The sequence below is a fragment of the Wenzhouxiangella sp. XN79A genome (assembly GCF_012272825.1).
Taxonomy (GTDB): Bacteria; Pseudomonadota; Gammaproteobacteria; order Xanthomonadales; family Wenzhouxiangellaceae.
In genome coordinates this window covers 25,695-44,668 of sequence record NZ_JAAWWS010000162.1, presented here as the reverse complement: position 1 = coordinate 44,668, position 18,974 = coordinate 25,695, and the positions used below count along the sequence as shown (strand labels likewise).

The following is an 18,974-nucleotide window of genomic DNA, read 5'->3' as shown; positions in this document are numbered from 1 at the left end:
ATGGAAACCGGGCCTCGATCCGCCGCGGCTGCGCCGCCGGCCGGAACCACGCAGAAATACAACGCCGACAAACTCTACAAGCGGCTGCGCAAGAACGTCGGCAAGGCGATCGGCGACTACGGCATGATCCGCGACGGCGACCGCGTGATGGTCTGCCTGTCCGGCGGCAAGGACAGCTACGCGATGCTGGACCTTCTGATGAGCTTGCAGCGCCGCGCACCGGTCGACTTCGAGCTGTTCGCGCTGAACCTGGACCAGAAACAGCCCGGCTTCCCGGAACACGTGCTGCCGGAGTACCTGACCGGGCTGGGCGTGCCGTTCGACGTGCTCGAGCGCGACACCTACTCGATCGTCAAGGACATCATTCCCGAGGGCAAGACCACCTGCGGCCTGTGTTCCCGGCTGCGCCGCGGCAATCTCTACACCTACGCCCGCGAAAACGGCTTCACCAAGATCGCGCTGGGCCACCACCTGGACGATATCGTCGAGACCTTCTTCCTGAACCTGCTCTACGGGGGAACATTGAAAGCGATGCCGCCGAAGTTGAAGAGCGACGACGGCGACAACGTCGTGATCCGGCCGCTGGCCTACTGCCGCGAGTCCGACCTCGAGACGCTGGCCGGTTTGCGCGGGTACCCGATCATTCCATGCAACCTCTGCGGTTCGCAGCCCAACCTGCAGCGCCAGGTCGTCAAGCAGATGCTGGCCAGCTGGGACCGCAAACAACCGGGACGCACCGAAACCATCTTTCGCGCGCTGTGCAACGTGGCGCCGTCGCAGCTGTGCGACACGGGACTGTTCGATTTCCAGTCACTCGACGCAGGCGGACCGGGCGCGCTGGACTGGCTGATACCCGGAACCCGCCCGGCAACGGGCTGATCGTCACCCCGCCGGAGCGTGACCTCTGGCGCTGGCAATGCCTCCGACGCCAAGCGACAATCCGCATCTACCCATGCCGAAACCGGAGTCCAGGATGAAGCACGTACTGACCTTGCTCGGAGCACTGGCGCTGGCCGGGTGCATTTCGATCAACAGCGATGTGGTCGTCGAGGACGGCCAGACCTCGAACTCGATTTCCACCGTCAACGGCTCGGTCGACGTAGGAATCGGGGCGATCGTGGACGGTGACATCAGCACCGTCAACGGCTCGATCGCGATGGCGCGCGGCAGCCAGGCCGGCGACGTGGCAACCGTCAACGGCAAGATCGAGCTCGGTCCGGACGTCGTGGCCGGGTCGGTGGAAACCGTGAACGGCGCGATCCAGATCGCCGGGCAGGCGGCCATTTCGGGCGACGTCGAGACGGTCAACGGGCGGGTGACGCTGGGTGAGGACACGGTCGTCGAAGGCCGGGTCGCAGCCGTCAACGGCCAGCTGCTGCTGCGCGGCGCCGAGGTCGGAAGCCTGGTCAACGTCAACGGCGGGATGGTGCTGGAGCCAGGCAGCGTCGTGAACGGCGAACTGCGTGTCCGCAAGCCGCGCGGCGGCGACGACGAGCCGGTATCGATCGACATCCGGTCGGACGTCACGGTGGCCGGACCACTGGTCTTCGAGCGCCCGGTCACCCTGCGGGTGCACGAAACTGCCCGTCTCGGCGAGATCCAGGGCGCCGAACCGGAATACTACAACGACTGAACCAGCCCCGAGCCAGGAGCGCCAGGCGCTCCTGCTCGTCTCGAGCGGCTCAGTCGTAGCGCGTGCCTTCGTGTTCGACCCACCCCCCGGAACCGGGCTGCTCGGGGTCGAAGTAGGTCAGCGAAACGATGCCGCCCCGCGCTTCCCAGTCGTAATAGCCCTGGAACCTGACGAGGTCTCCGCGCTCGACCGGAATCCGGTCGGCGTTGTCCAGCGAATGCCGGATTTCGACCTGGATCAGGTCATTCGGCTTGACGATGAATCGCTGGGTCTCGCCCCCGATGTCGGTGTCGCCGAGAATCTGGCTCACCGGACCGGTACCGCTGACCCAGATACCTGTCCGACCGGACTCGAAAGTCTCGATCAGACGATCGTTGCTGATTGGCGCTTCCCCTTCGCCGCAGCCCCCGAGCACAAAGCAGAACGAAACGATCAGAACCTGCGAAAACGTCCGCATGATGTCACCCCGTTACTTTGTTGTTTCCAAGCGTAGCAGATTCGAACAGCTTCGCATATGGGACAAAGGTCCCGGCTCGAGGTTCGATCGTGCGCGGTTCTGGTGAGGCGGGGGTGAAGCTCGCCGGTCCGGCCGCGATCCACGAGACCATCGACGCGCCGGCGCAGGGCGGTGGGCCCGAGGCCGCACCGCTCGCGGGGGATAGGTCAGCGCTTCAGGTTGCGGCGCAAGCGCTCGAGGGCAGCCAGCTGGGCCACGGCTTCGGCCAGCTTCGCCTGGGCTTCGGCCATTTCCATGTCGGCGGTGCGGTCCGACAGCGCCCGCTCGGCCTCTTCCTTGGCCCGCAGGGCCGCGGCCTCGTCGAGGTCGTGGGCCCGCGCAGCGGTATCGGCCAGCACGGTCACGACGTGCGGCTGGACTTCGAGCATGCCGCCGGAGACATAGTAGAACTCCTCGCCACCTTCCGGGAGCATGACCCGAACCTGGCCGGGCTTGATGCGGGTCAGCAGCGGCGCGTGACGCGGCGCGATTCCCAGCTCGCCTTCCTGGCCGGTGACCACGACCATGCTGGCCTCACCGGAAAAGATTTCCGCCTCGGCGCTGACGATGTCGACGTGAATCGTTGATGCCATTGTTCAGTTACTCCTGCGTCTACTTGACGCCCTCTCTTCGGGGAGAGGGCGTGATTCGCGGAGGCTGACAAGGCTTGAGGCGGCGTCGGAAGCGGAGCGTACATCAGTACGTGAGCATTCCGACGGCGCCGAAAACGCCGTCAGCGTTCGCGAAGCGCGTCCTCTCAGGCGGCTTTTTCGGCCATCTTCTCGCCCTTCTCCACGGCCTCTTCGATGGTGCCGACCATGTAGAAGGCCTGCTCGGGCAGGTGGTCGTACTCACCGTCGACGATGCCCTTGAAACCGCGGATGGTGTCTTTCAGCGACACGTAGACGCCCGGGGAGCCGGTGAAGACTTCGGCGACGAAGAACGGCTGCGAAAAGAATCGCTCGACCTTGCGCGCGCGGGCGACGGTCTGCTTGTCTTCCTCGGACAGCTCGTCCATGCCGAGGATGGCGATGATGTCCTTGAGCTCCTTGTAGCGCTGCAGCGTGCCCTGGACCTTGCGGGCGACGTCGTAGTGCTCCTGGCCGACGACCAGCGGATCGAGCTGGCGGGAGGTCGAATCCAGCGGATCCACGGCGGGATAGATACCCAGCTCGGCGATCTGCCGCGACAGAACGACGGTGGCGTCGAGGTGAGCGAAGGTGGTGGCGGGCGACGGGTCGGTGAGGTCATCGGCCGGGACGTAGACGGCCTGGATCGAGGTGATCGAGCCGGTCTTGGTCGAGGTGATCCGCTCCTGCAGCGCACCCATTTCAGCGGCCAGGGTCGGCTGGTAGCCCACCGCCGACGGCATCCGGCCCAGCAGCGCCGACACTTCGGTACCCGCCAGGGTGTAGCGGTAGATGTTGTCGATGAACATCAGCACGTCGCGGCCTTCGTCGCGGAACTTTTCCGCGATCGTCAGCCCGGTCAGGGCCACGCGCAGGCGGTTGCCCGGCGGCTCGTTCATCTGACCGTAGACCAGCGAGACCTTGTCGAGGACGTTGGAATCCTTCATCTCGTGGTAGAAGTCGTTGCCCTCACGGGTCCGCTCGCCGACGCCGGCGAACACCGAGTAGCCTTCGTGCTCGATGGCGATGTTCCGGATGAGCTCCATCATGTTGACGGTCTTGCCCACGCCGGCGCCGCCGAACAGGCCGACCTTGCCGCCCTTGGCGAACGGACAGACCAGGTCGATGACCTTGATGCCGGTTTCGAGCAGCTCGTTGCTCGAGGCCTGCTCTTCGAAGCTCGGCGCCTTGCGGTGAATCGGCATGCGCTCCTGTTCGCCGATCGGACCGGCCTCGTCGATCGGATTGCCCATGACGTCCATGATGCGGCCCAGGGTTTCCTTGCCGACGGGCACGGAAATCGGCTCGCCGGTGTTCTTCACCGCGACGCCGCGTTTCAGGCCGTCGGTCGAGCCCAGCGCGATCGAACGGACAACGCCGTCACCCAGCTGCTGCTGGACCTCGAGCATGATTTCGTCCTGTTCGACGATCAGGGCGTCGTAGACGTGCGGAACCTCGTCACGCGGAAATTCCACGTCGACCACGGCGCCAATGATCTGGACAATCTTCCCGTTGCTCATCACTCAAACCTCGTTTCTGGTTCGTGGTCCGGCGTCCGGAGCATCCGTCGCCGAGCCGATTTTCGATTCTTCCGGCGTCGCGCGGTCGTCAGACCGCCGCCGCACCACTGACGATTTCCGAAATTTCCTGCGTGATCGCGGCCTGACGGGCCTTGTTGTAGGCCAGGTTCAACTCCTCGATCAGGTTGTTCGCGTTATCCGACGCGCTCTTCATCGCGACCATTCGCGCAGCGTGCTCGCTGGCCAGGTTCTCCAGCGTGGCGTGGTAGATCAGGGTCTCGATGTAGCGCACCAGCAGATCATCGAGCAGCGACTCCGGGTCCGGCTCGTAGAGATAATCCCAGTACTGCAGCATCGGCTCGTCTTCGGTCGGCGGCAGCGGCAACACCTGGTCGACCGTGATCTGCTGGGTCATCGTGTTGATGAACCGGTTGTAGCAGACATGCAGTTCATCGAGCTCGCCTTCGCGATAGCCGTCGAGCATGATCTTGATCGCGCCGATCAGGTCCTCGAGCTGCGGCTGCTCACCGAGATCCTGGGTGGCCGCGGCAATGTCGACCCGGATCCGCTTGAAGAACTGCGCGGCCTTGCGTCCGACCAGCACCAGCCGGATTTCCTGGCCGTTTTCCTGGTGCTCACGGAACCGGGCCAGCAGCTTGCGGAACAGGTTGTTGTTCAGGCCGCCGCACAGGCCCCGGTCACTGGAGACGATGATGTACCCGACCCGCTTGACCTGGTCGTGGGCCTGCGTGAACGGATGCTTGTACTCCGGATTGGCATGGGCCAGGTGGCCGACCGCCTGGCGGACCAATCGCGCATACGGCCGGGAGGCCTGCATGCGGTCCTGCGCCTTGCGAATCTTCGAGGCCGAAACCATCTCGAGCGCGCGCGTCACCTTGCGGGTGTTCTTTACGCTCTTGATCTGGCCGACGATTTCCTTGGATCCACTCATGTCGTTCCTCGGGAGGCGGAGGGTTCAGTCCCGGCCTCGGTCTCGGGTTCTTCAGTGCACGCGATGCGAATCGGGGTCGCGGGCGCTCGATCGACGGACCACGGGGCTCACCAGGAGCCCGTGGACTTGAACTCATCGACGGCCTTCTTCATTTCCGCGGCCAGGTCGTCGTTCCAATCGCCGGTGTCATTGATCTTCTTCATCAGCTCGCCATGCGAGTTGGCCATGAAGTCGAGCAGCGCGCTTTCGAACGGCACCACCTGGTTCAACGGGAGGTCGTCGAGGAAGCCTTCGTTGCCGGCGAACAGCGACACGGCCATTTCGGCCACCGACAGCGGCGAGTACTGCTTCTGCTTCATCAGCTCGGTGATCCGCTGGCCGCGCTCGAGCTGCTTGCGGGTCGCCTCGTCGAGGTCGGATGCGAACTGCGAGAAGGCCGCCAGCTCTCGATACTGCGCCAGCGCCAGTCGAACGCCGCCGCCAAGCTTCTTGATGACCTTGGTCTGGGCCGCCCCACCGACGCGCGACACCGACAGGCCGGCGTTGATGGCCGGACGGATGCCTGCGTTGAACAGGTCGGTTTCCAGGAAGATCTGGCCGTCGGTGATCGAGATCACGTTGGTCGGAACGAACGCGGAGACGTCGCCGGCCTGGGTTTCGATGATCGGCAGCGCGGTCAGCGAGCCGGTCTTGCCCTTGACCTCGCCGTTGGTCGCCTTCTCGACGTAGTCGGCGTTGACGCGCGCGGCGCGTTCGAGCAGGCGCGAGTGCAGGTAGAACACGTCGCCGGGATAGGCTTCGCGGCCCGGCGGGCGCTTCAGCAGCAGCGAAACCTGGCGGTAGGCCCAGGCCTGCTTGGTCAGATCGTCGTAGACGATCAGCGCGTCTTCACCACGATCGCGGAAGTACTCGCCCATGGCGCAGCCGGCATACGGCGCGATGTACTGCATGGCCGCCGAGTCGGCCGCGTTGGCCGCCACGATGATCGTGTGCTCCATCGCGCCGTGCTCTTCGAGCTTGGCCACGACGTTGGCCACCGAAGAGGTCTTCTGGCCGACGGCGACGTAGATGCACTTGATGCCGGTGCCCTTCTGGTTGATGATCGCGTCGATCGCCACCGCGGTCTTGCCGGTCTGGCGGTCGCCGATGATCAGCTCACGCTGACCGCGGCCGACCGGGACCATCGCGTCGATCGCCTTCAGGCCGGTCTGGACCGGCTGGTCGACCGACTGGCGGGTGATCACGCCCGGCGCGATCTTTTCGATCGGCTCGTTGCCCTGGGCCTCGATCGGGCCGGCGCCGTCGATCGGGTTGCCGAGAGCGTCGACCACGCGGCCGAGCAGCCCTTCGCCGACCGGCACCTGCAGGATCTTGCCGGTGCAGCGTGCCGTGTCGCCCTCGCTCAGGTGCTCGTAGTCACCGATGATCACGACGCCGACCGAGTCACGCTCCAGGTTCAGCGCCAGCCCGTAGGTGTCGCCGGGGAACTCGATCATTTCGCCCTGCATGGCGTCGGCAAGACCGTGAATCCGGCAGATGCCGTCGGACACGCTGACGATGGTGCCCTCGTTCCGGGCCTCGCTGACCACGTCGAACTGTTCGACGCGCTTGCGGATCAGTTCGCTGATTTCGGTCGGGTTGAGAGTCTGCTGCATAGCTTGTTTACTCGTTCAGATTCGGTGAAATACCGCGGATTGTCGGCTCGAATGCTCAGCGGACCAGCTGGCGCCCGAGCTGCTGCAGTCGGCCACGCACGCTGGCATCGATGACCTTGTCGCCGGCCCGGACGATCAGGCCGCCGATCAGATCGGCGTCGACTTCGGTTTCCATGTCGATGTCGCTGCCGAAACGCTGTTTCAGACGATCCGCCAGCTTGGCCCGCTGGGCATCGTCCATTTCGACCGCCGAGGTCACCCGCACCTTGATGCGGTCCTCGCTGGCCCGACGCAGCGTCTCGTACTGCGCGGCGATCTCCGGCAGCAGCGGCAGCCGGCGATAGTGCATCAGCACGTCCAGGAAGCCGCGCACGGGGCCGTCCATGTTGTCGCCGAGCACGTCGCCGAACAGCGCCAGCAGCCGCTCGGCATCCATGCGCGGATTTCCGATCAGCGCTGCGGCATCGGGATCGGCGGCGACCTTCGCCGCCAGCCCCAGGGCCCGGCTCCAGTGATCGACCGTGCCGGCCTTGTCGGCCAGCTCGAACGCCGCACGGGCGTAGGGTCGGGCAAGCGTGGTTTCGGCGAGCATGGCGCGTCAGAGCTCCTCGGCCAGCTTGTCGAGCATGACCTTGTGACGACCCGCATCGAGCTCCTGTTCGAGCACGCGCGAGGCGCCGGTGACGGTCAGTTCGGCGAGCTTCTCACGCAGCGCTTCGCGGGCCTGGTTGGTGGCCAGCTTGATCTCGGCCTCGGCAGCCGCGACCTGACGATCGCGCTCGGCGATGGCATCCTGCTTGGCCTGCTCGACGATCTCGTTGCCGCGCTTGCCGGCCTGGTCGATGATCTCGCTGGACCTGGCCCGAGCCTGCCGGATGATCTGCTCGGCTTCGGCTTCGGCCTTTTCCAGCGCCTTTTCGGCTTCGTCGGACTGGGCAAGACCCTCGGCGATCTTCTGCCGGCGTTCTTCCATGGCCCGGGTCAGCGGCGGCCAGACGAATTTCATGGTGACCAGGATGAAGACCAGGAACGTGCCGGCCTGCCCGATGATGGTGCCTAGACTCAAGTCCATAGCTGCAACCTACAGATCAGTTGGTTTTGGAACGGTGACGTCCGCAGGATCAACCGCCGGTGACGGCGGCCAGCAGCGGGTTGGCGAACAGCAGCAGGGCCGCGAAGGCCACGCCGATGATCGACAGGGCGTCGAGCAGGCCGGCGATGATGAACATGCGGACCTGCAGCATGCCGGCCAGTTCGGGCTGGCGGCTGGCGCCTTCCAGGAACTTGCCGCCCAGCAGGCCGAAGCCGATGCCGGTACCGAGGGCCGCGAAAGCGAAGATGAGGCCGACAGCAATGGCGGTGTTGGCCTGGATCAGAGCGATGGTTTCCACTTGAAGTCTCCTGACGGTGTTGTGCTTGGGTGGTTGGGATTGATGAGGTTCACTCAGTGTTCTTCATACGCCAGCGACAGATACACGATCGTCAGCGTCATGAAAATGAAGGCCTGGAGCGGAATGACCAGGATATGGAACGCGGCCCAGGCGCCGCCCGGCACGAACTGGATCCACCAGGGCAGCAGCGCGATCAGGATGAAGATCATTTCCGCGGCGTACAGGTTGCCGAACAGTCGCAGCGCCAGCGAAACCGGCTTGGCGATCAGCTCGACCACGTTCAGCAGCAGGTTGGCCGGCCACAGGACCGGGTTCTTGCCGAAGGGGTGGAACAGCAGTTCCTTGGCATAGCCACCGACACCCTTGCCCTTGACCGAGTAGATCAGGATCAGCGCGAAGACCACGATCGACAGCCCGAACGGCCCGTTGATGTCGGCCGAGGGCACCACGCGGGTGTACTCCAGCCCGAACAGCTTGTAGGACAGCAGCGGCAGGTAGTCGACCGGGATGATGTCCATGAGGTTCCACAGGAACACCCAGACGAAGATCGTCAGCGCCAGCGGCGCGACGAACTGGCGCGGACCGTGGAAGCTGTCCTTGACCGCGTTGTCGACGAAATCGACCAGCATCTCGACGAAGTTCTGCAGCTTGCCCGGCACGCCGGCGGTGGCCCGGCGAGCGGCCAGGATGAAGAAGAACAGGAAGAACAGACCCAGCGCGATCGAAACGACGATCGTGTCGGCATGGATCGTCCACAGACCTTCGCCGTAGCTCAGGTTCGTGATGTGGTGCTTGACGTATTCGCTCGGTGACGGGGTGCCGCTAGCCATGATTCAGTTCCAGGTCCCTTGCAGTCAGTCGTCCTGCTGGTTCGATGCCGGTTGCATGCGACCGAGTCGCCACATGGCCAGCCAGTACGCCACGACCGTGGCGATGTATCCGATCAACACCGGCCCGAAAAAGCCGGGAAACCAGTACGCGACGGCGGCGAACAACGCCACCGCGACGACCAGCTTCATGGCCATCGCGCGATAGAACGCGGCGACCATGGTCGCGGCACCGGCGCGCGCCGACACGACGCCCGTGCGCAGCGCTGCCACCGCGGTCAGCAGGATCCCGATCCCGCCGCCGGCCAGCAGCGCCAGCCCCGAGCCGGTGCCCGCCAGGAGCACCGCGGCGATGGCGCCGACGACGACGAGCACCGCCTGCGTGCGCAACAACCAGACCGCCATCCGGGCAAACCCGGCCTGCGTTTCTTCGATCTGGCTGTGTTTCGGCTGTCCGGATTCGGTCGCCACGTCCCTGGCACATCTCCGTCGCTCGTCGCGCCGTGCATCGTTGGATCCGCCGGCGCTCGCAACGTAAATCGCGCGCTCCAGAGCCAGAGGAGTATAGCAGTTTCGTTCTTGCGGTGGGACGATTCGCCGCTCGCGACGGGGCCGGAACCGACGGAGCGGATCGATCGGCCGGGCCGATGGATCGAGACCGTTTTCGATACCCGCCTCCGATCCGGGGTCCGCCCTGGTCGACGATCCTTTCGCATCACCCCATCGAACGGGAGCCCGACGCGGTGCGTCCCGCCACCTGGCCCACGGACCCACGGCCCGGCGGTCGCGCCGCACGCCTCATGCGCCGGCAGGCCGCGCTGCTGGCACAGTTCCGGCTGCTGACCGGCTGCGCCGCCGCCGATCCGGTCGCGCCGGGACGCAGGCGGGGCGCTCCGCTGGGCGCGGGCCGGGCCAGGAAGAGCAGCGCGTCGCCGGGGCCGAAGCGCCCGTCGCCCCCATCCTCGAGGTGAACGGGCACCGGGTCGCCGGCGTGCTCGAGCGACAGATGCGCGCCGGGAGCGTCGCCCGCCAGCCCGTGATCGCGCAGCGCCTCGAACGACAGTCGATGAACGCCCGGCTCGGTGGTCAGGATGGGGAACCGCGGCAGCGGCGCCGAGCCGACCCCGGCGGCCGGCATCGGCGCGGGCAAAAGCTGCATGGCGACCAGCCGTGCCGGTGGGACCAGTGCCGGGGAGCGTCGAGAACGCGTTCGACGGGGCATGCTGCGATCTCCGGAGACAGGGGTCGCACGATCATGGCGCCGCTGCGCCCGCACGGTTCCGCGCCCGGTAGCAGCCAGGCCTGCTCTACCTCCGTTTCGGACCCTTCGACGGCGGGATCCCCGCCCTGTCCGATCCGGCCTTCAATGAGAAGAGTGCCCGCGGCCTGCTTTTCGCATCGGTGAAGAATCCGTCGCGCGGCAGATCGCGCGCCTTCGGACAGCTCATCGACGCCCTGTTCCGGTTGGCCGCCGACGGCGGACCGGGCCGACCGGGCTTGGGTATAGTCGGCGCAGTCGACAATCGAGCACAGGCCCTGCCCCATGGATCGATCCTTCGAAAACGTCACCGTCCTGATCACCGGCGCCTCGATGGGCGTCGGCGCGGCCGCCGCGCGGGCCTTCGCCGCACGCGGCGCGAATCTGGTGCTGATCGCCCGGGGCGAAGACAGGCTACGCGCGCTCGACAAGGCGCTCGACCTCGGCGATCGGGTTCATGTCGCGGCGATGGACGTCACCGACCTCGACGCCTTCGCCGCGCTGCTGGCCGAGACCGAGCAGCGCTTCGGCTCGGTCGACGTGCTGGTCAACAACGCCGGCTACCACGCGCGCGGCCCGGTCGAGAGCGTGGATGCCGACGAGCTCGGCCGGATGATCGACGTCAACCTGAAGGCGCCGATCATGGCCACCCGGCTGGCGCTGCCGTACCTGCGGCGGGCCCGGCGGCCGGCGGTGATCAACGTTGCCTCGCTGGCCGGCCGCACCCCGGTGCCGGGCTCGGCGACCTACTCGGCAAGCAAGTTCGGCCTTCGCGCATTCGGCCTGGCGCTGCACGAGGAGCTCCGAGGCGAAGGCATCAAGGTGGCCAGCGTCTCGCCGGGCCCGATCGACACCGGGTTCATCATGGACGACATCGACCGGGTCACCGACCTGACCTTTTCGCAGCCCATCGTCACCGCCGAGCAGGTGGCCGAGGCGATCGTCGCGCTGGTCGACGACGCGACGCTGGACCGTCCGATGCCGCGGATCAGCGGTGTCCTGACCACCGTTTCCTACCTGTTCCCGAGGGTCGGCCGCGCGCTGCGGCCGATGCTGGAAAAGAAAGGCCGCAAGACCAAGGACCGGTTGAAGCGCGAGCGCGGCGGCTGAGCCGATCGCTACTCGCGCAGCGCCGCGACGATCGGCATCCGCGCGGCGCGGAGGGCAGGACCCAGACCACCGACCAGGCCGATCACCAGCGCCAGCAACAGGCCCTGGACGAGCAGTTCCGGCGTGATCGCGAAATCGAACACCACCTGGGTGAAGCTGGCGAAGTTCAGGGTCGAGACCGTCACGCCGTTGAACAGCAGCCAGGCCAGCGCGGCGCCGAGCAGCCCACCGAGCAGGGCCAGCAGCATCGCCTCGACCAGCACCGAGACCACCACCGCGCCCGGCGAGAAACCCAGCGCGCGCAGCGTGCCGATCTCGCGGGCGCGCTGCGCGACCACGTTGTACATGGTGTTCAGGGCCCCGAACAGCGCACCCAGCGCCATCAGCGCAGCGATGCCGTAGCCGGCCACCCGGATGAAGGTCGACAAGGCCTGCGACTGCTCGGCCAGGTAGTCGGTTTCGCGCTGGACCGAGAGCGAAAGGCGCGGATCGGCGGTCAAGGCATCCTTGAAATCGCCGAATGCGCCGGCATCGACCAGGCGACCGTAGACCGACGAGAAGTTGTTGCCGCGCCGGTAGGCGCCCTGGAGCACCGCGCTGTCGGTCCACAGTTCGGAACTGGCCGGACCGCCGCCGACGAAACGACCGACCACCGCCCAGCGCTCGGTGCCGAACTCGAGCGTGTTGCCGACCTCCAGCCCGACGAACTGGCCGGCCGCGCCTTCGCCGACGATCAGCTCGCGCCGGCCCGGCTCGAACATCCGGCCCTCGACCAGCTCGAGATCGGACCGGATTTCGACCGCCTCGGGTGCCACGCCGCGCAGCGGAACGTTGGCCGACGTGCCGGTCGTGGCCTTGGTCAGATCGATGATGACGTAGACCTCCGGCGAAACCAGCCTCAGCTGCGGCGCCTGGGCGATCAGCCGGACCTGCTCGCCTTCCAGCCCGGATTCCAGCTCCGAGCCGGCGCCGGAACGCATCACGACCACGTTCTCGGGCGATGCGCCCCCTTCCAGCGATTTCTCGAAGCCGCGCGCCATCGAAAGCACCGCGACCAGCACGGCCACCACCCCGGCCACGCCGACGATCGCGACCAGTGACGGCCCGAGCCGACCGGGAATCGCCCGCAGGCTGGCGGCCGTGATCGCGGCGGCCTGGCCGATCATCAGCGCCGCCCCATCGCGTCGACGACCTTCAGCCTGGCGGCCTGCCAGGCCGGCAGCGCGCCGGTGACCAGGCCGAGCACCACGGCCAGCGCCAGGCCCCAGCCCAAGGCACCGACGCTGGGCGCCAGGCCGGGGAAGAACTGGGCCATGACCGACGCTGCGCCCTGCACGGCCAGCGAACCCAGCGCCAGCCCGATCGCCCCGCCGATGATCGCCACGGCCAGGCTCTCGGCCAGGACCAGGCCGAGAATGCGCCGGTCGCTGAAGCCGATGGTCTTGAGCACGGCCAGCTCGCCGGTCCGCTCGCGCACCGCCTGGGCCATGGTGTTGCCGGTGATCAGGAGCAGCGTGAAGAATACGCAGCCCATGATCAGCTGGACGATCAGGCCGATGTTGCCGAACTGGTTGGCGAAGCCGGCGGCGAAGCCGGCCTCGGTCGAGGTCTTGGTCTCGGTCGGTGAGTTCGCGAAGCGCCGGTCGATCGCCTCGGCCACCGCATCGGCGCGGTCCGGGTCATCGATCTGGGCAATCATCCAGCCGACCGTGTCGCGACCGAACTGGCGCGATTCGTTGAAGTAGTCGTAGTGCATGTAGGCCTGCTGCTCATCGGCCGCATTGCCCGACCCGGTGAAGATCGCCTCGACCACGAACGGCCAGGAGAAGTTGCCGTCCTGGCGCGGAAAGATGCTGGAAAACAGCGGCACCCGGTCGCCGACCTCCCAGCCGAACGACTCGGCCATCGCCCGGCCGACCATCAGCCCGGTCCGGTTGTCCAGCATCGCCTGCCACTGGTCGTCGGGCACGTCGAACTCGGGGTAGATCCGTCGCAGTTCCTCGACCTCGGTCGGAAACAGCCCGAACTGCGAGCGCGGATCCTGGAAGTACGCACCGAACCAGGTCTGGTGGGTGGCCTCGACCACACCGTCGATCTGGCGGACCCGCTGGACATAGCTCAGCGGCAGCGGCTGGATGAACGAGACCCGGTGCAGCGTGATCAGCCGGTCGGCCCCGGCCAGCTCGACGCCGGCGGTGAACGCTCGATTGAGCCCGCCGAGCAGCGCGAACAGCATGAAGGCGATGATCACCGAGGCCAGCGTGAACAGTGTCCGCAGCCGGGACCGCGTCAGGTTCTTGCCGACCAGCAGCAGCATGCCCATCAAGCGGCCTCCGCCAGCGTACCCTTGTCCATCTGGACGATCCGGCCGGCGCGCTCGGCGGCGGCCGGATCGTGGGTGACCATCAGGATCGTCTTGCCGTGGCGTTCGTTGAGCGTGTGCAGCAGGTCGAGAATGTCGTCGGCAGTGGCCCGATCGAGGTCGCCGGTCGGCTCGTCGGCCAGCAGCAGGTCCGGGTCCGACACGATCGCCCGGGCGATCGCGACGCGCTGCTCCTGGCCGCCGGACAGCTCGCGCGGCAGGTGGCGGGCGCGGTCGGACAGGCCGACGATCTCCAGCGCGGTCAGCGCCCGTTCGCGGCGCTCCTTGCCCGACATTTTCTTCAACAGCAGCGGCAGCTCCACGTTGCGCTGCGCGCTCAGCATCGGCATCAGGTTGTAGAACTGGAAGATGAAGCCGACGTGGCCGGCCCGCCAGCGGGCCAGGTCGCGCGAGCCCAGTCGTTCGATCTGCTGGTCGTTGACCCGGATCCGACCCGAGCTCGGCTGGTCCAGCCCGCCGATCAGGTTCAACAGCGTGGTCTTGCCCGAACCCGATGGCCCCATCAGCGCGCAGAACTCGCCGCGCCGGATCTGCAGGTCGAGACCGTGCAGCACCTCGACCTTCTCGCGGCCCTTGCGATAGGTCTTCACGACCTGCTCGATGTCGACGATCACTTCGTTCATGTCCAGGTTTCCTCGTGCTTCAGGCCGCCCTCGTGGGTCAGCCACCCTCGCGGACCGCAACGCCTGCGGCCAGCGCATCGCGCCCGGCGTTCTCGACGATCCGATCGCGCTCGGTCAAGCCGGCCAGGATCACCACCCGGTCGCCGCGCCGAGCGCCGGTGCTCACCGCGCGCCGCTCGAGCCGGCCGTCTTCGACGCGCCAGACGTAGCGGCGGGTCTCGACATCGAACACCGCCGAGGCCGGCACGGTCAGCGCCGGTGCTGTGTCCGCCCCGGTCGGCGCTACCGTTTCCTCGTCGAGAAAGCGGACGCTGATGCCCATCTCGGGAAGGATGCGCGGATCGCGCTCGAGGATCGACACCCGCACCCGCACGGTGGCCTTCTGCCGATCGGCGGCCGGCACCACGGTGTTGACTTCGGCCGGAATGGCCCAGTCGGGGTAGGCATCGAGAACGGCCGTGACGCGCTGTCCGGGCCGGACCCGATCGATGAAGCTCTCGTTGACGTCGACCTCGATTTCCAGCGAATCCATGTCGACGATGGTGCCGATGCCGGTTCGGGTGAAACCGCCGCCGGCCGAGATCGGCGAGACCATCTCGCCGGCCTGCGCGGCACGGGCGATGATCACGCCGGAGAACGGCGCGCGGACGGTCAGTTCTTCGAGCAGCTGGGCCTGCAGCGCCATTTCGCTGCGCGCGACCTCGATCTGCTCGCGTCCATTCGCCAGGCGCGCCTCCAGGGCGCGGACCTGCGTCTCGGCCCGGTCCAGGTCGGACTGGCTGGCCAGCTCGCGGTCGCGCAGCTCGCGCTGGCGCTCGAGCGTGCGCTGAGCATCTTCGAGCTGGACCCGGATTTCCTGCAGCGCCGTCTCCGCCGCGCGCAGCCGCGCCTCGGTCAGCGCCAGCTGGGCGCGCTCGGTCGCGTCGTCCATCCGCGCCAGCACCTGGCCCTGCTCGACCCGCATGCCTTCCTCGATCAGCACCTCGGCCAGCTTGCCGGTGACCTCGGCGGCCACCGTGGCCTGGCGCCGCGCGACCACGTAGCCCGATGCATCGAGCACGCTGGCGGCGGTCGAGCCTGCGTCCGATGACTCGCGGACCGGCTGGACGAGCTCGACCTCGACCGCCGACGGGCCGCCCAGCAGGCGCCAGGCCCCGATGGCCAGCACCGCGATCACGAGCAGGCCCGCGACCCACGGCCACACCGGGCGCCCCACGTCGGCGTGGCGCTGGGCGTCGGAGATCTTCAAGCGGTCGATCAGCGGGTCGGACTCGGCCATCGCGCGCGACTTCGGTGAACCTCGACCTCGAATATAGCCGGTCGGCATGTCACGAAACAGTGACGCCTGTCACTCCGGATCGCTGACACCCGTCACGGGTCCGGTCACGACAATCCCGCCGATTGCCGGCCGCGTCGGAAAACGGCCGCCGCAGGCCAGTCCGGCCCCCGGGTCTCGCAATCGGCTGAGACTCTCGCGACGCTTTTGCTGCAGATAGAAGCAAGGCAGACAATCGCTGCGCCGCCGTTCAACCGGGTGGGGTGCAGGCTTGCAGGTCCGGACACAGGGGAAGATGCCGATGCCACACCGCTTTATTCACGACAGCGGATGCCGAGTCCGCAGGTCCTGGTCCGCGCTGCTTGCGCTGGGCGTCTGGACCGTTGCGGCGACGATGGCCGCCACAGCAGTTCCCGCCCCGGCGGCCGCGCAGGACTTTCCGCCGGCGATCGATCTCGGTTCGCTCGATGGCTCGAACGGCTGGTTCGCCGACGGCGAGAGCCCCAGCGACACGTTCGCCCGGTCGATGGCCGGCATCGGCGATATCAACGCAGATGGCTTCGACGACCTGGTCATCGGCGCCGATGGTTTCGACCTGCCGGGCAGGGGCAATACCGGGCGCAGCTACGTGGTGTTCGGGCGCGCCGACGGCTTCCCGGCACAGATCGATCCCGCATCGCTGGACGGCAGCGACGGCTTCGTGCTGAACGGCGAACGCAGCGACAACGCGTCAGGCTGGTCGGTCGCGGGCGCCGGCGACATCAACGCCGATGGTATCGACGACCTGCTCATCGGCGCGTACTTCGCGAACTCCGTCAATGGACCGCGGTCCGGGCGCAGTTACGTGGTCTACGGGCGCAGTTCGGGCTTTCCGGCGACCCTGGAGCTTTCGTCGCTGGACGGCACGCACGGCTTCTCGATCGACGGCGCGGATACGGACGACTGGACCGGCTTCTCCGTCGCCGGTGCCGGCGACGTCAACGGCGACGGCATCGACGACATCATCCTGGGTTCGCTCAACGCCGAACCGACAGGACTGTGGACCGGTGCCGCGTACCTGGTCTTCGGCCGCTCCGCGCCGTTTCCCGCCCGGCTGGATCTCGCCACACTGGACGGCAGCGAAGGCTCGGTCCTGGCAGGAGTTTCGGAAGGCGAAATCGCGGGGCGCTCCGTGTCCGCGGCCGGCGATGTCAATGGGGACGGCATCGACGATGTGGTCATCGGCGCTCCGTGGGCTGCCCCCAGCGGTGCCGAGTCCGGGCGCGGCTACGTTGTGTTCGGGCGCACCACGGGCTTTCCGGCCCTGCTCGATCTCGGGTCGCTGAACGGCAGCGACGGGTTCAGCATCGATGGCGAAGCGAGTCCGGATCGTCTCGGTTGGGCCGTGGCCGGTGCCGGCGACGTCAACGGCGATGGCCTCGACGACCTGCTCCTGGGCGCGCCACTGGCCTCGCCCAACGGAACGGAATCGGGCCGCAGCTACCTGCTGTTCGGACGCAGTACGGGCTTCCCCGCGACCCTGGATCTGTCCACGATGGACGCCACAGAAGGCATCCGGATCGACGGCGAGACACCGTTCGACCAATCGGGCCTGTCCGTGGCCCGGGCAGGCGACCTGGATGCCGACGGCATCGACGACGTGGCGGTGGGTGCCGGCAACGCCGACGGCAACGCCGTGAACGCGGGGCGCGCCTACGTGATCTTCGGCCGGACCGAGGGATTCATCTCCCCGTTGCAGCTGTCGGCGCTGGACGGCCGCAGCGGTTTCCGGCTGAACGGCGAAGCGAACTTCGACAGCGTCGGCGACTCCGTGGCCGCAGCCGGCGATCTCGATGGCGACGGTGTCGACGACCTGGCCGTGGGTGCACCGTTCGCGTCCTACAACAGCACCTCGTCGGGCCGCGGCTTCGTTGTCTACGGCCGCGTTACCGGCACCCCGGCACTGGATTTCGGCGGCACCGAGTTCCTGGACTTCGGTGATGTATTCCTCGGCACCGACGCCGCCCCGCGCACGGTCACGCTCGGCAATCCCGGCTCCGGCATGGTCTCGATCGACGTCATCGCGGTCGGCGATCCGGCCTTTTCGATCGCCGGCGGAAGCTGCGGTTCACTGCCCATCCGCATCCCTGTCGGCGACGCATGCACGCTGGAGATCGGTTTCGCGCCCGAGGCCGTCGGGTTGGCCCAGGCCCAGCTGACGCTCGAAGGCACCTCGACGACCAGCCCCGACTCGATCTTCGTGCAGGGCCGCGGCGTGCCGATGCCGGAGGCGGAGCTGCGACCGGACCCGCTTCGGTTCGGCGACGTTGCCGAGGGTGACCTCGCGATCGAGATGCTGCTGGTGGAGAGCACCGGAGCCGGCGCGCTTGCGCCGGGGGCCGCGACGATCGACGGGCTCCATGCAGCCGAGTTCACGATCATGTCGAACGACTGCACCGGCGCCGTGCTCGACCCGGGTGAGACCTGCGGCATCGACATCGGCTTCTCGCCCACCGCGCCCGGCATCCGAGGCGCCATTCTGACGCTGGCCTCCAATGCGCCGGCGGGGCCCCACGTCGCACGCCTCGGCGGCAGCAGCGGTGTGCTGTTCGCCGACGACTTCGAGACGCCGTAGACAGGAAATCGAATCCGGCGAATCAGTCGCCCGAGAAGCACAGCATCGTTGAAGCCGTCCAGCCAGGACTCGAACTGGCGCGAGACGTCGAGCATGAACGTCCCGGCGCTCGGCGGGGCGGGTGCGGTGTCGGTCATCGGGGCATCCGGGCTGCTGAACAGGCGCCCCGGTCGACCAGCGCAGCGGCCATCGAGGTCGGAACGGCGCGGCCGGACTATTCGATTTCGAACCCGTCGGCGAACAGGCCGACCGGATCGGCATCGGTCGCGCTGTTGTTGCCCGGATCGATGTCGGTCTGGCCGGCGGCCAGGGTGACCGTGGCGGTGTTGGTCACGATCTGGCCTTCGGTGGCCGTGACCGTGGCGGTGAGTTCGTAGAGCAGGCCGGCGCCGGCCGGCAGGTCGACCGGCTCGTCGATGCCGCCGCTGCCGCCGGCGTTGGCGCAGACCGCACCGCCGAAGCCGTCCGGCTGACATCCATTTCGCCGCTGGAGCGGCGCGCCCGGCGCAGCTCCAGTCGCAGCAACAGCGATCCGCGTGCTACGCTCCGAGCGGGTGCGATCAGTCACGCGACCACTCGGCGCGTCTTTGCACCCTCGATCAGGAGT

At 67.4% G+C, this 18,974-nt stretch carries 20 protein-coding genes; 4 read left to right on the top strand and 16 right to left on the bottom strand.

All coding sequences use genetic code 11. From position 1 onward, the window contains the following. Together ttcA and HFP89_RS13725 are read left to right on the top strand one after the other, a co-directional pair. The gene (ttcA, locus tag HFP89_RS13730; protein WP_168718242.1) at positions 1-879 is read left to right on the top strand and encodes a tRNA 2-thiocytidine(32) synthetase TtcA; all 879 of its coding nucleotides are present in this window, start codon (positions 1-3) and stop codon (positions 877-879) included. A gap of 94 nt (positions 880-973) precedes the next feature. Further along, a complete protein-coding gene (locus HFP89_RS13725) occupies positions 974-1,633 on the top strand; it encodes a hypothetical protein (protein ID WP_168718241.1) in 660 nt (219 codons plus the stop codon). Positions 1,634-1,682: 49 nt separating this feature from the next. On the opposite strand, the gene HFP89_RS13720 is transcribed toward HFP89_RS13725, so the two are convergent. From HFP89_RS13720 to HFP89_RS13670, 11 genes are all read right to left on the bottom strand, one after another. Next, complete coding sequence (locus HFP89_RS13720) at positions 1,683-2,090, bottom strand: DUF3465 domain-containing protein (protein ID WP_168718240.1); 408 nt, start codon at positions 2,088-2,090, stop codon at positions 1,683-1,685. Between the two features lie 206 nt (positions 2,091-2,296). Continuing rightward, positions 2,297-2,722 (bottom strand): F0F1 ATP synthase subunit epsilon, encoded by a 426-nt coding sequence (locus HFP89_RS13715; protein WP_168718239.1) that lies wholly within the window; start codon positions 2,720-2,722, stop codon positions 2,297-2,299. A 164-nt stretch (positions 2,723-2,886) separates the two neighbouring features. Continuing rightward, positions 2,887-4,278 (bottom strand): F0F1 ATP synthase subunit beta, encoded by a 1,392-nt coding sequence (atpD, locus tag HFP89_RS13710; RefSeq protein WP_168718238.1) that lies wholly within the window; start codon positions 4,276-4,278, stop codon positions 2,887-2,889. 88 nt (positions 4,279-4,366) lie between these two features. Next, positions 4,367-5,230 carry a F0F1 ATP synthase subunit gamma gene (atpG, locus tag HFP89_RS13705; protein ID WP_168718237.1) on the bottom strand — a complete coding sequence of 288 codons (864 nt, stop codon included), beginning with the start codon at positions 5,228-5,230 and terminating at the stop codon, positions 4,367-4,369. A 107-nt stretch (positions 5,231-5,337) separates the two neighbouring features. Continuing rightward, positions 5,338-6,885, bottom strand: a complete 1,548-nt coding sequence (atpA, locus tag HFP89_RS13700; protein WP_168718236.1) for a F0F1 ATP synthase subunit alpha — start codon at positions 6,883-6,885, stop codon at positions 5,338-5,340. 55 nt (positions 6,886-6,940) lie between these two features. Then, positions 6,941-7,477, bottom strand: coding sequence for a F0F1 ATP synthase subunit delta (locus HFP89_RS13695; protein WP_168718235.1), 537 nt, complete (start codon positions 7,475-7,477; stop codon positions 6,941-6,943). Between the two features lie 6 nt (positions 7,478-7,483). After that, a complete protein-coding gene (locus tag HFP89_RS13690; protein ID WP_168718234.1) occupies positions 7,484-7,957 on the bottom strand; it encodes a F0F1 ATP synthase subunit B in 474 nt (157 codons plus the stop codon). A gap of 49 nt (positions 7,958-8,006) precedes the next feature. Then, positions 8,007-8,276 (bottom strand): F0F1 ATP synthase subunit C, encoded by a 270-nt coding sequence (gene atpE, locus HFP89_RS13685; RefSeq protein WP_168718233.1) that lies wholly within the window; start codon positions 8,274-8,276, stop codon positions 8,007-8,009. Between the two features lie 53 nt (positions 8,277-8,329). After that, on the bottom strand, positions 8,330-9,106 hold the full coding sequence (atpB, locus tag HFP89_RS13680) for a F0F1 ATP synthase subunit A (protein ID WP_168718232.1): 777 nt from the start codon (positions 9,104-9,106) through the stop codon (positions 8,330-8,332). A 24-nt stretch (positions 9,107-9,130) separates the two neighbouring features. Beyond that, complete coding sequence (locus tag HFP89_RS13675; protein WP_168718231.1) at positions 9,131-9,574, bottom strand: ATP synthase subunit I; 444 nt, start codon at positions 9,572-9,574, stop codon at positions 9,131-9,133. 244 nt (positions 9,575-9,818) lie between these two features. Beyond that, on the bottom strand, positions 9,819-10,262 hold the full coding sequence (locus tag HFP89_RS13670) for a hypothetical protein (RefSeq protein WP_168718230.1): 444 nt from the start codon (positions 10,260-10,262) through the stop codon (positions 9,819-9,821). Between the two features lie 384 nt (positions 10,263-10,646). Between HFP89_RS13670 and HFP89_RS13665 the strand changes: the two genes are divergently transcribed. Continuing rightward, a complete protein-coding gene (locus tag HFP89_RS13665; RefSeq protein ID WP_168718229.1) occupies positions 10,647-11,471 on the top strand; it encodes an SDR family NAD(P)-dependent oxidoreductase in 825 nt (274 codons plus the stop codon). Between the two features lie 8 nt (positions 11,472-11,479). On the opposite strand, the gene HFP89_RS13660 is transcribed toward HFP89_RS13665, so the two are convergent. Genes HFP89_RS13660 through HFP89_RS13645 form a run of 4 tightly spaced genes read right to left on the bottom strand, consistent with a single transcriptional unit; the run spans position 11,480 to position 15,756 of the window. Continuing rightward, complete coding sequence (locus tag HFP89_RS13660; protein ID WP_168718228.1) at positions 11,480-12,637, bottom strand: ABC transporter permease; 1,158 nt, start codon at positions 12,635-12,637, stop codon at positions 11,480-11,482. Further along, the gene (locus tag HFP89_RS13655) at positions 12,637-13,794 is read right to left on the bottom strand and encodes an FtsX-like permease family protein (protein ID WP_168718227.1); all 1,158 of its coding nucleotides are present in this window, start codon (positions 13,792-13,794) and stop codon (positions 12,637-12,639) included. The genes HFP89_RS13660 and HFP89_RS13655 overlap by 1 nt, the downstream gene beginning before the upstream one ends. Continuing rightward, positions 13,794-14,477, bottom strand: a complete 684-nt coding sequence (locus tag HFP89_RS13650) for an ABC transporter ATP-binding protein (RefSeq protein ID WP_168718226.1) — start codon at positions 14,475-14,477, stop codon at positions 13,794-13,796. The genes HFP89_RS13655 and HFP89_RS13650 overlap by 1 nt, the downstream gene beginning before the upstream one ends. Before the next feature lie 37 nt (positions 14,478-14,514). Continuing rightward, the gene (locus tag HFP89_RS13645) at positions 14,515-15,756 is read right to left on the bottom strand and encodes an efflux RND transporter periplasmic adaptor subunit (protein WP_168718225.1); all 1,242 of its coding nucleotides are present in this window, start codon (positions 15,754-15,756) and stop codon (positions 14,515-14,517) included. Between the two features lie 298 nt (positions 15,757-16,054). Here HFP89_RS13645 and HFP89_RS13640 point away from each other — a divergent pair, with 298 nt between their 5' ends. After that, positions 16,055-18,367, top strand: coding sequence for a choice-of-anchor D domain-containing protein (locus HFP89_RS13640; protein ID WP_168718224.1), 2,313 nt, complete (start codon positions 16,055-16,057; stop codon positions 18,365-18,367). Positions 18,368-18,581: 214 nt separating this feature from the next. On the opposite strand, the gene HFP89_RS13635 is transcribed toward HFP89_RS13640, so the two are convergent. Next, complete coding sequence (locus HFP89_RS13635; RefSeq protein WP_168718223.1) at positions 18,582-18,935, bottom strand: DUF11 domain-containing protein; 354 nt, start codon at positions 18,933-18,935, stop codon at positions 18,582-18,584. Positions 18,936-18,974 lie beyond the last annotated feature (39 nt).

Excerpts from the sequence above, each read along its gene's own strand:
- ttcA (WP_168718242.1), top strand. The coding sequence starts at position 1 with ATGGAAACCGGGCCTCGATCCGCCGCGGCTGCGCCGCCGGCCGGAACC.
- HFP89_RS13725 (WP_168718241.1), top strand. The coding sequence starts at position 974 with ATGAAGCACGTACTGACCTTGCTCGGAGCACTGGCGCTGGCCGGGTGC.
- atpB (WP_168718232.1), bottom strand. The coding sequence starts at position 9,106 with ATGGCTAGCGGCACCCCGTCACCGAGCGAATACGTCAAGCACCACATC.
- HFP89_RS13655 (WP_168718227.1), bottom strand. The coding sequence starts at position 13,794 with ATGGGCATGCTGCTGCTGGTCGGCAAGAACCTGACGCGGTCCCGGCTG.
- HFP89_RS13690 (WP_168718234.1), bottom strand. The coding sequence starts at position 7,957 with ATGGACTTGAGTCTAGGCACCATCATCGGGCAGGCCGGCACGTTCCTG.
- HFP89_RS13720 (WP_168718240.1), bottom strand. The coding sequence starts at position 2,090 with ATGCGGACGTTTTCGCAGGTTCTGATCGTTTCGTTCTGCTTTGTGCTC.
- HFP89_RS13660 (WP_168718228.1), bottom strand. The coding sequence starts at position 12,637 with ATGATCGGCCAGGCCGCCGCGATCACGGCCGCCAGCCTGCGGGCGATT.
- HFP89_RS13715 (WP_168718239.1), bottom strand. The coding sequence starts at position 2,722 with ATGGCATCAACGATTCACGTCGACATCGTCAGCGCCGAGGCGGAAATC.
- atpA (WP_168718236.1), bottom strand. The coding sequence starts at position 6,885 with ATGCAGCAGACTCTCAACCCGACCGAAATCAGCGAACTGATCCGCAAG.
- HFP89_RS13650 (WP_168718226.1), bottom strand. The coding sequence starts at position 14,477 with ATGAACGAAGTGATCGTCGACATCGAGCAGGTCGTGAAGACCTATCGC.
- atpG (WP_168718237.1), bottom strand. The coding sequence starts at position 5,230 with ATGAGTGGATCCAAGGAAATCGTCGGCCAGATCAAGAGCGTAAAGAAC.
- HFP89_RS13640 (WP_168718224.1), top strand. The coding sequence starts at position 16,055 with ATGCCACACCGCTTTATTCACGACAGCGGATGCCGAGTCCGCAGGTCC.
- HFP89_RS13670 (WP_168718230.1), bottom strand. The coding sequence starts at position 10,262 with ATGCAGCTTTTGCCCGCGCCGATGCCGGCCGCCGGGGTCGGCTCGGCG.
- HFP89_RS13665 (WP_168718229.1), top strand. The coding sequence starts at position 10,647 with ATGGATCGATCCTTCGAAAACGTCACCGTCCTGATCACCGGCGCCTCG.
- atpD (WP_168718238.1), bottom strand. The coding sequence starts at position 4,278 with ATGAGCAACGGGAAGATTGTCCAGATCATTGGCGCCGTGGTCGACGTG.
- HFP89_RS13695 (WP_168718235.1), bottom strand. The coding sequence starts at position 7,477 with ATGCTCGCCGAAACCACGCTTGCCCGACCCTACGCCCGTGCGGCGTTC.
- HFP89_RS13645 (WP_168718225.1), bottom strand. The coding sequence starts at position 15,756 with ATGGCCGAGTCCGACCCGCTGATCGACCGCTTGAAGATCTCCGACGCC.